The following is a 14,097-nucleotide window of genomic DNA, read 5'->3' on the forward strand; positions in this document are numbered from 1 at the left end:
CGGCAGGCCAGAGGGGGTCGCCGCGCGTGAAGCGCCGCCTCTTCTTTCAATCTCTCATGGGCGTCGCGTCCGGTCGAACCGACCTCCTCTGTCGCCTTTGGCGACATCTCCCCCCGAGGGGGGAGATTATCCGCGCCACAAAAAAAGCCGCCAGGTTGCCCAGGCGGCTTTTGATCTCCAAATGTTGTCAGCTCAGTTGAGCTTCGCCTTCACATCCGCAAGCGATGCCTTGAACAGGTCTGCTCCGGCCTTGACGTCAACCTTGGCGGCGAGCAGCGCGCGGGCGGCTTCGACAGCAATGTCGACGGCGCTGGCGCGGACTTCGGCGACCGCGTCGCGCTCGGCCTGACCGATCTTCTGTTCGGCGAGCGCGGTGCGCCTGGCGACGTAGTCCTCGGTCTTCTTATGCGCGTCGGCAGCCAGCATCTCAGCTTCGCGCTTGGCGGCGGCGACGATGTCGGCAGCCTCCTGCTCGGCTTCCTTGCGCTTCTGCTTGTACTGGCCGAGCAATTGCTGGGCCTCGTCACGCAGCTTGCGGGCTTCGTCGAGCTCAGTGCTGATCCTGGCGGCGCGGGCGTCGAGCGCCTTGGCAATCAGGCCAGGCACCTTGATGTAGATGGCGACGCCCAGGAAGATGATCAGGGCAATCGTGGCCCAGAGCGTTGCGAGAGATGTAGCGTCCATGATGCGCTCCTCACCGGGCCACGGATTTGACCGCGGCCGCGATCTCGGCCCTGCTGGCCTTGCCGCCGACCAGGGCCTCGACGATCGCCGAAGCGGTGTCCTCGGCAATGCTGCCGACTTCCTTCATGGCGTTGGCCTTGATGGAAGAAATGCGTGCCTCGGCTTCGCCAAGTTTCTCGTCTAGCGCCGCCTCGATTTTCTTGCGTGCAGCCTCGGCTTCCGCCTTGGCCGCATCGGCGGCCTGCTGACCGATCGCGTTGGCGTTCTTCTTAGCTTCCGCCAGTTCCTGCTCGTAAGCAGCAACGGCAGCGTCGGCCTCGCCCTTCAACTTGCTCGCCTGATCGAGATCCTGGCTGATGCGATCATTACGGACATCGATGATGCCGCCAATGCGCGGCATCGCTACCTTTTTCAAGAAGAGGTAGAATAGCCCAAAGGTGATCGCCAGCCATAGAAGCTGCGACGGAAATGTCGCCGGATCGAATGGCGGGAACGTGCCATGCGCTTCGGCAGGCACGCCGGTGCCGGAATGCGCGGTGCTTTCCGTCGCGGCGGGCGCGGTCTCTTCCGCAAACGCAGATGTCACGAACATCTCAGTCCCCTGTCCATAAGGTAAGGTCGCACCATGCGCCTCCCTTCGTCAGCCGTGCTTCTTACTTGAACACAAGGAGGAGCGCGATCAGGAGCGAGAAGATGCCCAGAGCTTCGGTCACGGCGAAGCCGAAAATCAGACGGCCGAACTGGCCGTCGGCAGCCGACGGATTGCGCAGTGCGCCCGAGAGATAGCTGCCGAAGATGTTGCCGAGGCCGATGCCCGCGCCACCCATGCCCAGGCAAGCGATGCCGGCGCCGATTGCAGCTGCTGCATTTACTTCCATGTCAAACTCCTTGTGGTTCCGTTGTCGTTGCAGTTTGTAATTGGCGTCATGCGCCGGTGAAACTTAGTGGCTCGGGTGCAGGGCGTCGTTGAGGTACATGCAGGTCAACACCGCAAAGACGTAGGCCTGCAGGAAAGCGACGAGCAGTTCTAGCGCCGTCAGCGCCACCGCCATGGCCAGCGGCAGGATCGAGCCCGCGACGCCGACCGCGCCGAGCGCGGAGAGGCTGACGACGAAGCCCGAGAACACCTTCAGCGTGATGTGGCCGGCAAGCATGTTGGCGAACAGACGAACCGAGAGGCTAATTGGGCGCGAGACGAAGGAAATCACCTCGATCGGAACGACAAGCACCATCATCACAAGAGGCACGCCTTTCGGCACGAACAGCTTCAGGAAGCCAAGGCCATGCTTCATGAAGCCGTAGACGATGACGGTGCCAATCACCAGTATTGCCAGACCGAAGGTGACGATGATGTGACTGGTGATGGTGAAGAAATAGGGGAATAGGCCAAGCAGGTTGGCGACCAGCACGAACATGAACAGCGAAAACACAAGCGGGAAGAACTTCATGCCCTGAGTGCCGGCGGCGTCACGCAACATGTTTGCGACGAATTCGTAGGCCATCTCGGAGACCGACTGAAGCCGGCCGGGAACCAGGCTGCGGCTCGATGTTGTCAGGAACAGGAACGCAGCCGCGACAACCACGGTCGCGACCATGAACAATGCCGAATTCGTGAAGGACAAGTCGTAGCCGCCGATGTTAATCGGAATCAGCTTGATGATATGGAACTGGTGGATCGGATCGACCTTGTCAGCTGCCACGTTCAAACCCCGTCAATGCCGCGTACGGCCAAATTACCATTGCCGCCTGAAGGGCGGCTATTTCCTGTCGTCCCGACCAGAGCGCGATTTATCGCCCTGTCCGAATTCTGCCACAACGCCTGCGGAACGCATGACATTGAGTATACCGGCGCCAAAACCAAGCAGCAGGAAAACGATCAGCCCCCACGGCGATGTCCCCGCCATACGGTCGATGATCCAGCCGATACCGGCGCCCACCACCACGCCAGCGATAAATTCACTGGAGAGTTTGACCGCCTGGCCATATCCGGCCGCACTGCCCGCTTTCGCGTCGTCTTTCCCCTCGAGCCGGTTCGGCAGCCTTGTCGCAAGCGATGCTTCAAGTTCACGCCGACGTCGCTCAAGATCGTCGTCACGGATGCCGGTTTCATGCTGATTGCCGCGCCCGGTTTCTCCGGTTCCGTCTGGCCCATTCTTGTCGGCCATCGCAACCCCCCTGCCCGGTCAGACCGTCACCGTCCGTCCGCTTCTAAAGTCGCCGGCAACATAGTTAGAGGGGTTGCGCCCGTCAAGCCACGGGCGGAAGTTCATTGTCATGTATTTTAGGCAATAAAATCAATTAATTAGAGAGGTGCGACATCGTGCCCGTCGCGATGGCGTGGATGCGGTGTGCGAATCCCCCAGGCAATGGCTCCATGATCGAGCCTGTGGCCGGTGGAAAAGACCAGCGGCCGACGGGACCTCAGCTCCAGCCGCCACCATAGGTGCGGTAGAAGATATGCAGGCCGATCTTGGTCATCTTCTGCATGGTTCGCGCCCAGCCCGGATGGACATATTGGGCGTAATAGTGGGTCGACGATCCGACCTCCGGGATGAATATCTTGCCGGCGGTGACCGCCATGGCAATGTCCTGCGCGGTCTTGTAGGCGGCAGGATCGTCGATGCGCTTCTTCCTGCCGTCGCAAGCGAAGGAGAACTGGCAACGGTTGAACCAGCTGTCGTTCTGGTAGACGACGCCGCAGATTGAATTGGGATAGGCCGGATTGCGGACGCGGTTGAGGATGACCTGGGCAACGGCAGCCTGGCCGCGCACGGATTCGCTCCTCGCCTCGAAATAGATGCCATTGGCCAGGCATTTTTGTTCGGGCTTGGAGAAGACGCTCTCCGGCAGCGGGTTCTGGATCCACCAATGGTCGCCTTTGGCCATCGGCGGAATGAAGCGACCGCTGTTGGGCTGCTCGTCCTGCAGCAGGGCTTCGAAGGGTGAGGCCTTGGCGTAGTCCGGCTCGGATTGCGCATAGGCCGTCGCCAGAACATCGGGATGGTCGTTGTTGACCAGGGCGGCAAGCATGGCCGGCACGCCGGGCTCCGGCTTCTTGTCCTCACGCGCATGGAATTCCGCGGCGATCTGGATTTCCTTGCCTTTGATCTGAGGCTTGGCAAAGGCCATTTTCAGGCCGCCGTCCATGCTCGGCCGCATCAAGGAAGAGGTCCGCTGGAAGATCGAACCGGCGTTGAAGTTCTTCGGCGGCGCAACGGGAGACACCTGGACGATGCGGCCCTTCTTGTCGGCGCGCACGACGCGATCCTCGTCGGGCGAGCCGCTGACCTTGCCGCCCTTGCCGCGGAACGACACGTTGCCGACGCCAGCCAGATGAATGCCCGATCCGGAGATCGAGCCGGTGACGTCGGAATCGACGAATGGCATCTCGGCGGCATGGGTCGAGCCCGCGACGGATCTTTCGACATAGGAATTCCAGCGCGCGGTCGGCGATTCCAGGCCGGAAACGAGGCTGGTCATGTCCTGGTAGGCGGCGACGGTCGGGAAGCCGATCCAGATGCCGAGACCGATGATGAACGGAGATACGAAGCTGCGTTTCTTCTCACCGGCGGCGGCAACAAGCCGCTTCAACACACGTCGATGCACGGAACACTCTCCAGGAACGCCACTGACCCCACTGGAGAGCAAAATGATGCATTAACCTTGATGGGACGTTAACGGGATCGATCGGGTTTTCTCAGTCGGCTCAGGGTCGTGGTTTCGAAGTCGGGCGGTTTGCGGCGGGCGTTCAGGCCGGCCGCAGAAAGATCGGCCACGCGATCAGCGCACAGATGGCGGCCGACAGCCAGACGCCGGACCAGGACCAGAGGTGCAACAGCCCTGGAATGGCCACCGGCACCAGGAAGAAGCCGACGAAGACGAAGGTGTTGGCAAGACTGAGCGCGGTTCCGACATGGCCGGCGCCGGCAAGCGTGGCAAGTTCGGTATAGGCGACGCCATGCCAGGCCGACACCGAGATGCCCGCGACAATCAGCACCAAGGGAAGGACAGCGACCAGGAAGGACTGGCCGCCCGGCATGGCGGGGCTGGCCAGGATCATCAACCAAAGCACGGCGAAGGCCACCCCGCTAAGCGCACTGCATGAGCGCAGAAACTGACGGCTGTTGCCGTGGCGGTCGGTGAAGCGGCCGCTCCAGACGCGCATAACCATGGCGCCGACCTGCACCGCGGCGAGACTCGCGCTGATCGCTGCCGTTCCCAGCCCGGCGAAGTCGTGCAGGAACACCGACGCGAAGGTCAGCACCGCCACTTGCGGGAAGCAGAGCAGGCCGATGGCGGTGGCGATGCGCCAGACTTCAATGTTGCGCAGCGGCGCCGGTCCGGCCGCGGCCGATGAAACGACGTGACCCGCTGTCGGCGGCTCATGCAGCCAACGCCAGGCAAACAGGGCGGAAAGAGCGGAGGCGCCCGCCAGCAGCGCGAACACCGCAGAAAAGCCGAAGGCAAGCGCAAGCGACGGCAGGACAAGCGCGCCGAGGCCGCCGCCAAGCGGCACCGCCGTCTGCCTTATGCTCATGGCAAAGCCGCGCTCGTTTTCCTGAAACCAGCCCATGATGGCGCGGCCGCTCGAGCCGTTGACACTGCCGCCGAGCAGTCCCGTAATGAGCAGGCTTGCCGACAGCAGCATGACATCGGGGATGCCTGACCTTGTCGGCACGACGAGCATGGCCATGGCCAGGAGCCAAGCGGCTGTCGCGCCAAGCCCGATCAGAAGCACGCGGCGATCGCCCCAGCGATCGGTGAGTAAGCCCCAGGGCAGTTCGCTGAGCGCAACGCCCAAGCCGAGAAGCCCGAGCGCCAAGCCAAGGTCCGCATTGCTCAGGTGATAACCCTGACGAAGCACCACTGCCGTTGCAGGTATGCCGGAGAAGGTAGCCGAGAAACTAGCGTTCGCGGCGACGCCGATGCCCAGGACCTTCCAGCGATGGCCGGGACTGAACACCCTGCCGGTGGCGCCGCTGTCTTTCAGGATTTGTGTTGGCTGTTGGTCGGCGCAGTCGACGATGACGGACATGGTTTCATTCCCGTGGTGGTCCAGTGGCCCAGACCTTGACGGCATCTCTCTATCGTCATAAATCCATCCTTAAAATCAGGAAGTTTTTGACTATCGATCCTGAAAAACAGGACATTCTCCATGCAACGCATGACATTCGACCTCGACGTTCTCCGCAGTTTCGTCACCGGCATGGAGCTTGGCAGCTTTGCCAAGGCCGCCGACCGGCTTGGCCGCTCGACCTCGGCGGTCAGCGCGCAGTTGAAGAAACTGGAGGAACAGGCAGCGACGCCGATCTTTCGCAAGGCGGGCCGTGGCCTCGCCTTGACGGAGGCGGGTGAGACCATGCTCGGCTATGCGCGCCGGTTGCTCGAGCTGAATGACGAGGCGGCAGCGGCCATCCATGACGTCGAGCTGGAAGGCTGGGTGCGGCTCGGCCTGCAGGAGGATTTCGGCGAGGCTGTATTGCCCGATGTTCTCGGCCGCTTCGCCCGCGCCCACCCGAAGGTCAAGATCGAGGCCAGGATAGCGCGCAGCCACGAGCTTGCCGAAAGGGTGAGGTCAGGCAGCCTCGACATCGCGCTCGCCTGGCATAGCGGCCAGACCCTGCCTTACAGCGAGCATGTCGCCGATGTTCCGATGCGCTGGATCGGTCCGGCCAAGCGCATCGAGACCAGCCTGCGGGACGGCGAACCGCTGCCGCTGGTGGCACTCGAAGCGCCATGCCTATTGCGTACGGTAGCGACGGAAACGCTCGACCGCGCCGGGCTGCCCTGGCGCATGGCCTTTTCCAGCCCGAGCCTCGGCGGCATCTGGGCGGCCGTGGCCGCAGGGCTAGGGCTGACGATCCGCACCGATATCGGCCTGCCGGCCAGCGTCAGTGCGATGACGCCGGAGATAGCCGGCCTGCCGGCGCTGCCCAAGATGGCGCTCGTCCTGCATCGCCGGGATGCCGAACCCGACCCCGTGGCGGCTCGTCTCGCAGACATATTGCTGGAGGCGGCGCGGCAGGCCTTGCCGGACAAGGTGCGGACTGCCGGCTTGCGTGCGGTCGCCTGATCGGACGAGCACTGACGCTCAGTTGCGTTTCTTGGCCCGGCCGGCGAACGGATTGTCCGAGGTGCGCAGCGCGATGCGGATCGGCACGCCCGGCATGTCGAAGGCTTCGCGCAGGCTGTTGGAGAGGTAGCGGACGTAGCTTTGCGGCATCGCGTCCGGCCGCGAGCACTGGACAACAAAACCCGGCGGCCGCGTCTTGGCCTGGGTGACGTATTTGACCTTCAGCCGGCGCCCGGCAACGGCGGGCGGCGGATGATGCGCCAGTATCGCTTCGAGCCAGCGGTTGAGCTTGCCAGTGGAGACACGGCTGTTCCATACCTTGTGGGTCCTCAGCACCGCATCCATCAGCTTGTCGAGGCCGCGCCCGGTCTCGGCCGAGACCGGCACCGCCTGGATGCCGCGCACCTGCGGCAACAGCCGCTCGGTCTTCTCGCGCAGTTCCGCCAGCAGCTCCTGCGGATGATCGATCAGATCCCATTTGTTGAAGGCGATCACCGGCGCCCTGCCCTCGCGGATGATCAGGTCGGCGATCTGCAGATCCTGCTTCTCGAAGGGGATGGTGGCATCGAGCACGATGACGACGATCTCGGCGAAACGTATAGCGCGCAAGCCATCCTGCACCGACATCACTTCGAGCTTCTCGTGGATCCTGGCCTTGCGGCGCATGCCGGCCGTGTCGAACAGCTTCAGGCGGCGGCCATGCCAGTCCCAGTCGACCGAGATCGAATCGCGGGTGATGCCGGCTTCCGGTCCGGTCAAAAGCCGCTCCTCGCCGATCAGCGCGTTGATCAGTGTCGACTTGCCGGCATTCGGGCGGCCGACGACGGCGATGCGCATCGGCTTGGTGTCGTCGTAGGTATGCACATCCTCGGCGTCTGGATCGGCGATGTCCTCGCCGATCAGCACCTCGGTGGCGGCGATCTCATCGTCTTCGCCCTCTTCCTCGTCACCGAAAGCACGCGCCTCGCCGAGCGCTGCAATGACCGCATCACGCAGATCGGGCATGCCCTGGCCATGTTCGGCCGAAACCGGGATCGGCTCGCCCAGCCCGAGCTCCCAGGCCTCCAGCATGCCACCCTGCGCGCCCTTGGCCTCGGCCTTGTTGGCGACCAGCACGACCGGCTTGCCGGATTTGCGCACGATCTCGGCGAAGGTCCTGTCGTCGGGCAGCAGGCCGGACTTGGCGTCGATGGTGAAGAAGATCAGGTCGGCTTCGCGGATGGCGATCTCGGTCTGCGCGCGCATGCGGCCGGGCAAGGTCGAGGCACCGGCATCCTCGAAGCCAGCGGTATCGATGACATCGAAATGCAGGTCGTAGAGCTTGGCGGCATGGACGCGACGATCGCGGGTGACACCCGGCGTGTCGTCGACGAGCGCCAGCTTCCTTCCCACCAGCCGATTGAAAAGAGTCGATTTGCCGACGTTAGGTCTGCCGATGATGGCGACTTTGAAGGTCATACGGTCCTACAATCATGCATGTCATCGTCCCAAAACCGCTGCACACTTTTGGGCGACATGCATTTACGAGGCATTGCCCGAGCCGCGGATCAGCTCGGACATCAACGTTGCCCGCTCGCGGGTGTTGCGTGGGGCGCCGTCATCGGCGGCAATCTGGTCGAACAGTTTCAGCGCGTCCTGCGTCTTGCCTTCCTTCCAGGCGGCAAGGCCGAGCGCCTCGCGCGCCGTGTGGCGCAGCGTGTTGGTGTCCGATGTCAGCGCCTCGACGCGGCTGGACACGTCGGCGAAGGAGCCGTGATCGACAAGCAGGAGCGCTGCCCTCAGCCGCGCCATGTCGCGAATGCCCTGGGGAATGGCGGTGTCGGCCGCGACGTCGTCGAAATCCTTGACGGCGGCATCGGTGTCGCCCTTGCTCGCCTTGACGGTGGCGGCACGCATGCGGGCGAGCAGCGGATAGGCGCCGTAGCCATCCTTTTCCAACTGATCGAGCGCGGCCAGCGCATCGTCGTTCTTGCCGTCATTGGCAAGCTTCAAGGCCTGCGAGAAAGCATCGCCGGAGCGGTTGGCGCGCGTCTCGTCCCAATAGCGGTAGCCGACGAAGGCGGCGGTGCCGAGCACCACCAGGATCGCAATGACAAGCAAGGCCGGGCCGAAACGGTCCCACAGCTTCTGCGCCTGCTCGCGACGCATCTCGTCATTGACTTCACGGATAAAACTGTCGTCGGACATCAATCAAAACCACTTTTGCCCCGGGCCGGGGCGGTTCATGAGCCCGCGTTTTAGCGAAATTTTGTCGGCATGGAAGGGGTTCAAGCGGAAAATCGGCTAATCCTTGGGGCAAACGGACGAAAGGGCCAACCGCACCCACGCCACATTTCGGGGATAGCCGGCTTGCTGACCGTCAGGAGCCCGTAAGTTTGCCGATGCCTTGTTTGTCTCGCGTTGCTGCGTTTTCGCTCGCCTCGCTGGCCACCGCCGGCGTGGCCCTCGCCGATCCGCCCGCGCCACCAGTGCCGGCAAAACCGAAGCAGGTGGTCATCATCTCCTTCGACAGTGCCCGCGACATCTCGCAGTGGAAGCGCAGCCGCGCGCTGGCACAGCGCACCGGCGCGCATTTCACCTATTTTCTCTCCTGTGTCTTCCTGCTGTCGCCGGAGACACGCACGGAATACACGGCGCCCGGCAAAACGGCCGGGAAATCGAACATCGGCTTTGCCGCTTCCAAACAGGAAGTCGCCGATCGGCTCGAACAGATCGGCCTTGCCGCGCATGAGGGCCACGACATCGCCAGCCATGCCTGCGGCCATTTCGACGGCAAGGACTGGAGCAAGGCCGACTGGCGGGAGGAATTCGGCTCGTTCAAGCACATTCTCGAGAACGCCTACGCGATCAACGGCATTGCGCCTGAACCGCAGGGTTGGCGCGATTTCGCCCGGCACGCGGTGGTCGGGTTTCGCGCGCCCTATCTGTCGACCAGCAAGGCGCTTTACGAAGCGCTGCCGGCCGCCGGCTACCAGTTCGACGCCAGCGGCGTTTCAGAGGGCCCTGCCCAACCGCCGACCGTCGGCGGCATCACCCGCTTTTCCCTGCCGCAGATCCCGGAGGGGCCGAAATCGCGGCCAGTGATCGCCATGGACTACAATCTCTATGTCCGCCACTCCGGCGGTTTCGAACGGCCAAGCAAGGCGGGCGAGTTCACCGACCGGACCTATCAGGCGTTTCGCGCCGCCTTCGACGCGCAGTATCAGGGCAAACGCGTTCCGCTGGAACTCGGCTTCCACTTCACGCTGATGAATGACGGCGCCTACTGGAGCGCGCTGGAGCGCTTTGCCGGCGAGGTCTGCGTCAAATCAGATGTCGAATGCATCAGTTTTCGCGACTACGTTTCGCGGCAGGATGGCGGCGAAAGACAGGCGGCCGTGGGCGGCTGAGCCGCCAAGCTGCATTGCGTCCTGACTAGGTCGGGTCCTCGGCCCCCTGCCGTTCCAGGTAACGCTGATCGATAGCCGGCAGCGGCTCCCCTTGCAGCGTCGCTTCGAAGGCGCGCAGGCGTTTGTGAACCGACTGAAGTTCGACGATGGTCGACCAGGAATTGATCAGGAACTGGAGCGATCCCGTCACCCGCCCGAAAGCGTTCGATATTTGGTTGAGGGTGCCGAAAGTGATCTTGTGGGCGACCAGCGAAGGGCCCAGAATGATGAAGGAGAATATGTTGTCTGCCTGAAGGTAGGTGTAGCGCACGACGTTGAAGTAGATGTAGTGGAAATAGAGGCGGAAATAATTCTTCCGCACATTGTCGAACAGTTCCGCCGTCGTCGCCGGCTGAGCGCGGTCAGCGTGATCCTCGCCATAGACGAGTTCCTTGCGATAGGCTGCCTCAACGCGCTGGTTGCGAAACTGCAGACCTGGTAGCTTGATACCAGCAAGCATCACCGCAAGCGTTCCAAAGAGACACCAGCCGATCGCCGCCACCACAAGCGGTTGAGGAACGGTGCCGATGATTGGCAATTCGGTGATGTGCTGCTGCAGCGCGATCATGACCGGAAGAAAGGCGATCAGTGTCATGATCGACTGGACGAAGCTCGATCCAAGATCCTCCATGATCTGGGAGAAACGCATGGTATCCTCCTGGATACGCTGCGAGGCGCCCTCTATATGGCGAAGCTGCCCCCAGTTGGCCATGAAATAGCTGTTCATCGCCGTACGCCAGCGGAAGACCCAATGGCTGACGATAAAGGCGTTGACGACTGAAACATTCATGCCGATCAACGCCAACCAGACAAAGCTGGCCTGTCCTGCATAAAATTCTCCGGCAGTGGATGCGGTGGTGCCCGACATCAAGCCCTGGACGTAGTCGAAGAACGGCCCGTACCAGGCGTTGACGGCGACGCTTATCTGCACATTGAAATAGATGAGGAACAGGATGCCGGCTGTTACCAGGATCGACCAGCTCTGCCATGGATGTGGCGAATACCAGGCCCAGAAGGCGTAAAACGCTCCCACACCGAACGCGAAATAGAGATAAAACCATAGAAAGGGCGGCGACCAGAACACGGAGATGCCGACGATGGGCGGGACACCGGCCGCGGCAGGGGGCAGGCCAAAAACTGCTCCCAGCTGCTCACCGCCGAAAAACCAGAACAGGATTGCCGCAAGGCTCCAGATGACCGCCGAACTGAAAAACAGCTTCGGCTGCGGGAAAAAAGATACGAACACTGTGGCGAATTCCTTGCTCGGTGGGCAAATCAGCTGACTTTGGCGGGCATAAAGTCACACATTAGGGGGAAAGAAAATGCCTGCCCGATACCCGGTGCAGAGCAAGACCACAAATCATGGCGATTTTGGCGCGGCCGACCATGTGACGATGCCGGACACGACCAGCATGGCCGCGGCGACGATCGAAGCCAGGAAGAAATTCCCCGACGCCTGCGCCAAAAGGCCGGCAGCGATCGGGCCGATGATCTGGCCAAGGCCGAACGAGGCCGTCATCAATGCAAAGATGCGCCGCGGCGCCTTCGGCGCCTGCTGGCGCGCCGCCTGCAGGCCAAGTGCGGTGATGGCAATGAAGGTACCGCCGAGCAGCAGACCGCCAAGCAGTGGCCCCGAATATCCGCCAAGCGCCACGCTGGCGGTGACGCCGATGACTTCGATGAAGCACGCCAACGCATAGGCGGCGTAGAGCCCGATCCGTCCAGCGATCTTCTGCCACAGCCACGTCGAAGGAAAACCCGCAAGGCCGGCGACCATCCACACCATGGCTTCGAAGACGCGGCTGCCGCCGCCTTGGCGGACGATGGCGACCAGGAATGTCGCCGTTACCACATAGCCAAAGCCAAACAGCCCGTAGGCGACGATCATCTTCATCAGCGACCGGTCTTTCGGCAGGGCCGGCTCACGGACGGCTTGGCCGTTGGCGAGCGGGCCTTCGTTCGCCAGCAGCGCCACGACCACGAAGCCAAATGCCGAAATCGCCGCCGACCACAACCAGCCAGATGCCCAGCCGGCATGCTCGGTGACCAGCACCGCCATCATCGCCGCGGAGCTCGCGATGCCGAGGCCGACACCGCCAAAATGCCATGCCTGCAGGTCGCCGCGACCGGCTGCATTGATATGGCTGAAAACGATGCTGGCCATGAAAACCATGACGAAGGCACTGGCCAGACCGGCCAGAAAGCGGATGACGAGAAAGGCGACCATGGTGTCGGACAGTCCCATCAAGGCCGCAAGGACGGTGCTGGCGCCAAGACCGCCCAGCATCAGCAGGCGCTCGCGGCCATGCGCCCAGCCGCCCGCCGCCACAAACGCGCCGACGAGGTAGCCGAGATAATTGGCAGACGCGATCCACCCGGCACTGGCCGGCGACAGATGCAGTTCTTCCATCATGCCGGGCAGAATCGGCGTGTAGACGAAGCGGCCGATGCCCATGGCGACGGCCATCGCAATCATGCCGGCGACGGTGAAGCGCAGCGCTGTTGAGGCCGATGTCATTGCAGCGCACAATAAATGCAGGGAACGCTGAAACAATCGCCTTTCGTTGGGCCAGTGGGCCTACCCAGTGGGCCTACAGCGTGTCGCGCCAGCTCGAGTTTTCCTTAAGCCAAAGGGTGTGGGATCCGCTCAGCAGCGCCCACCGAAACCGGCTTGCCACGAAGCGGTCTCGTGCACCGTCCGCCGCGCCGTCAGCCTGAACGGCACGTCGCCAAGTTCGCGCTCCGACATGGTGTTCAGGACGGGGTGCGACAGCGGATCGGTGAGCCATGTCTGCGTATCGCTCTGTGAGCGCGGCTCATACGGCGTGCCCCCAGCGAACAGAACCTTAAGTGATGACAGCATCCTTAACATTTCCGGCTCCACGGGTCTGGCTCCCATTGATAAAGTCTGCCGTTTCCATGTGTCTTTCAATTGAGATTTCAGTCGGAACGGTTTAGAAAATCTCAAATGGCCTTGCTCAACCGCGTCCATCTCAACGGCCTTCGCGCCGTCGAAACCGTTGCCCGTCTCGGCTCGCTCGCGGCGGCCGCTGGCGAGCTCAATGTTTCCGTCAGTGCCGTCAGCCAGCAGATAAGCCGCACCGAAAAGCAGCTTGGCCAGGCGTTGTTCGAGCGCACGGCAAGCGGTCTGGTCCTGACCGAACTCGGCGCCGTCTTCGCGACCCGTCTCGGCACGGGGTTTCGCGAGCTTGCCCAGGCCGTAGCGCTGGCCGACGAGGCGACGCAATGCACGTTGGTGGTTTCGGTGGCACCGGCCTTCGCCTCGAAATGGTTGCTCCCCAGACTATCGCGTCACTTCGACCGCCATCCCAATGTGCTGCTGCGCATCGACGCTACGGTGCGGCTCACCAATCTCGACCGCTCCGACGTTGATATCGCCATCCGGCTTGGCGACGGCAAATGGCCGGAAGGGCGAGCGGAACTGCTTCTGGCGCAGGAGGTTTTTCCGGTATGCGCCCCGGTCATCGCCAGGAAATTGCAATCGATCGAGGATCTTGCCCAGACCTGCGCCATCACCGACGAGCGGGCGATGATCAATTGGGAAAGCTGGTTCGCCGCTGCCGGCGTTCAACCCGTCACCTTCCAGAAGGGTGCGCGCTTCACCGATCCGATGCTGTGCCTGGAATCGGCCATTGCCGGCCATGGCGTGATGCTGGGCTGGCAATTGCTGACAGCGGATGCGCTGGCCGACGGGCGGCTGGTGGCGCCGTTCGGAATCCGCGCCCAGAGCGGGCTCGGCTACTGGCTGGTGACCTCGTCGGCCAAGGCGGAGAGCCGCAAGGTCCGGGACTTCAAGGCCTGGATCAAGGAAGAGATCGCGGCGACGATGGCGCAGTTCGGGTCACTCGAAAGCGCGGCCTGAACTGGCCCACCGCAATCGCGGTGGAAAGG

15 protein-coding genes are annotated in these 14,097 nt (G+C 62.7%); 3 read left to right on the forward strand and 12 right to left on the reverse strand.

Features of this window, described 5'->3' with window-relative positions; translation table 11 throughout:
• Positions 1-192 precede the first annotated feature (192 nt).
• The 7 genes from HGP13_RS27920 to HGP13_RS27950 form a co-directional block, all read right to left on the reverse strand.
• Complete coding sequence (locus tag HGP13_RS27920; RefSeq protein ID WP_172231542.1) at positions 193-684, reverse strand: F0F1 ATP synthase subunit B; 492 nt, start codon at positions 682-684, stop codon at positions 193-195.
• 10 nt (positions 685-694) lie between these two features.
• Positions 695-1,276, reverse strand: a complete 582-nt coding sequence (locus tag HGP13_RS27925) for a F0F1 ATP synthase subunit B (RefSeq protein ID WP_172231545.1) — start codon at positions 1,274-1,276, stop codon at positions 695-697.
• Positions 1,277-1,337: 61 nt separating this feature from the next.
• Positions 1,338-1,562 carry a F0F1 ATP synthase subunit C gene (locus tag HGP13_RS27930; protein ID WP_010914827.1) on the reverse strand — a complete coding sequence of 75 codons (225 nt, stop codon included), beginning with the start codon at positions 1,560-1,562 and terminating at the stop codon, positions 1,338-1,340.
• A gap of 63 nt (positions 1,563-1,625) precedes the next feature.
• A complete protein-coding gene (locus HGP13_RS27935) occupies positions 1,626-2,384 on the reverse strand; it encodes a F0F1 ATP synthase subunit A (RefSeq protein WP_095198738.1) in 759 nt (252 codons plus the stop codon).
• Positions 2,385-2,441: 57 nt separating this feature from the next.
• Positions 2,442-2,849 carry an AtpZ/AtpI family protein gene (locus HGP13_RS27940; protein ID WP_172231548.1) on the reverse strand — a complete coding sequence of 136 codons (408 nt, stop codon included), beginning with the start codon at positions 2,847-2,849 and terminating at the stop codon, positions 2,442-2,444.
• 256 nt (positions 2,850-3,105) lie between these two features.
• Entirely contained in the window at positions 3,106-4,290 is a 1,185-nt protein-coding gene (locus HGP13_RS27945; RefSeq protein ID WP_172231551.1) for a cell wall hydrolase, read from the reverse strand.
• 142 nt (positions 4,291-4,432) lie between these two features.
• Positions 4,433-5,719, reverse strand: coding sequence for an MFS transporter (locus HGP13_RS27950; protein ID WP_172231554.1), 1,287 nt, complete (start codon positions 5,717-5,719; stop codon positions 4,433-4,435).
• Between the two features lie 120 nt (positions 5,720-5,839).
• Between HGP13_RS27950 and HGP13_RS27955 the strand changes: the two genes are divergently transcribed.
• The gene (locus tag HGP13_RS27955) at positions 5,840-6,757 is read left to right on the forward strand and encodes a LysR substrate-binding domain-containing protein (protein ID WP_172231557.1); all 918 of its coding nucleotides are present in this window, start codon (positions 5,840-5,842) and stop codon (positions 6,755-6,757) included.
• An 18-nt stretch (positions 6,758-6,775) separates the two neighbouring features.
• On the opposite strand, the gene der is transcribed toward HGP13_RS27955, so the two are convergent.
• Both der and HGP13_RS27965 read right to left on the reverse strand, forming a co-directional pair.
• Complete coding sequence (der, locus tag HGP13_RS27960; RefSeq protein ID WP_172231561.1) at positions 6,776-8,215, reverse strand: ribosome biogenesis GTPase Der; 1,440 nt, start codon at positions 8,213-8,215, stop codon at positions 6,776-6,778.
• A gap of 63 nt (positions 8,216-8,278) precedes the next feature.
• Complete coding sequence (locus tag HGP13_RS27965; RefSeq protein ID WP_172231564.1) at positions 8,279-8,944, reverse strand: tetratricopeptide repeat protein; 666 nt, start codon at positions 8,942-8,944, stop codon at positions 8,279-8,281.
• A gap of 194 nt (positions 8,945-9,138) precedes the next feature.
• On the opposite strand from HGP13_RS27965, the gene HGP13_RS27970 reads away from it, so the two are divergent.
• Positions 9,139-10,146, forward strand: a complete 1,008-nt coding sequence (locus HGP13_RS27970; protein ID WP_172231567.1) for a polysaccharide deacetylase family protein — start codon at positions 9,139-9,141, stop codon at positions 10,144-10,146.
• Positions 10,147-10,171: 25 nt separating this feature from the next.
• On the opposite strand, the gene sbmA is transcribed toward HGP13_RS27970, so the two are convergent.
• From sbmA to HGP13_RS27985, 3 genes are all read right to left on the reverse strand, one after another.
• Positions 10,172-11,431, reverse strand: a complete 1,260-nt coding sequence (sbmA, locus tag HGP13_RS27975) for a peptide antibiotic transporter SbmA (RefSeq protein ID WP_172231570.1) — start codon at positions 11,429-11,431, stop codon at positions 10,172-10,174.
• A gap of 114 nt (positions 11,432-11,545) precedes the next feature.
• Positions 11,546-12,703 carry a YbfB/YjiJ family MFS transporter gene (locus HGP13_RS27980; RefSeq protein WP_172231573.1) on the reverse strand — a complete coding sequence of 386 codons (1,158 nt, stop codon included), beginning with the start codon at positions 12,701-12,703 and terminating at the stop codon, positions 11,546-11,548.
• 129 nt (positions 12,704-12,832) lie between these two features.
• The gene (locus HGP13_RS27985; protein ID WP_172231576.1) at positions 12,833-13,057 is read right to left on the reverse strand and encodes a hypothetical protein; all 225 of its coding nucleotides are present in this window, start codon (positions 13,055-13,057) and stop codon (positions 12,833-12,835) included.
• 96 nt (positions 13,058-13,153) lie between these two features.
• On the opposite strand from HGP13_RS27985, the gene HGP13_RS27990 reads away from it, so the two are divergent.
• A complete protein-coding gene (locus HGP13_RS27990; protein WP_172231579.1) occupies positions 13,154-14,068 on the forward strand; it encodes a LysR substrate-binding domain-containing protein in 915 nt (304 codons plus the stop codon).
• The last annotated feature ends 29 nt before the right edge of the window (positions 14,069-14,097 follow it).

The organism is Mesorhizobium sp. NZP2077 (assembly GCF_013170805.1).
Classification (GTDB): domain Bacteria; phylum Pseudomonadota; class Alphaproteobacteria; order Rhizobiales; family Rhizobiaceae; genus Mesorhizobium.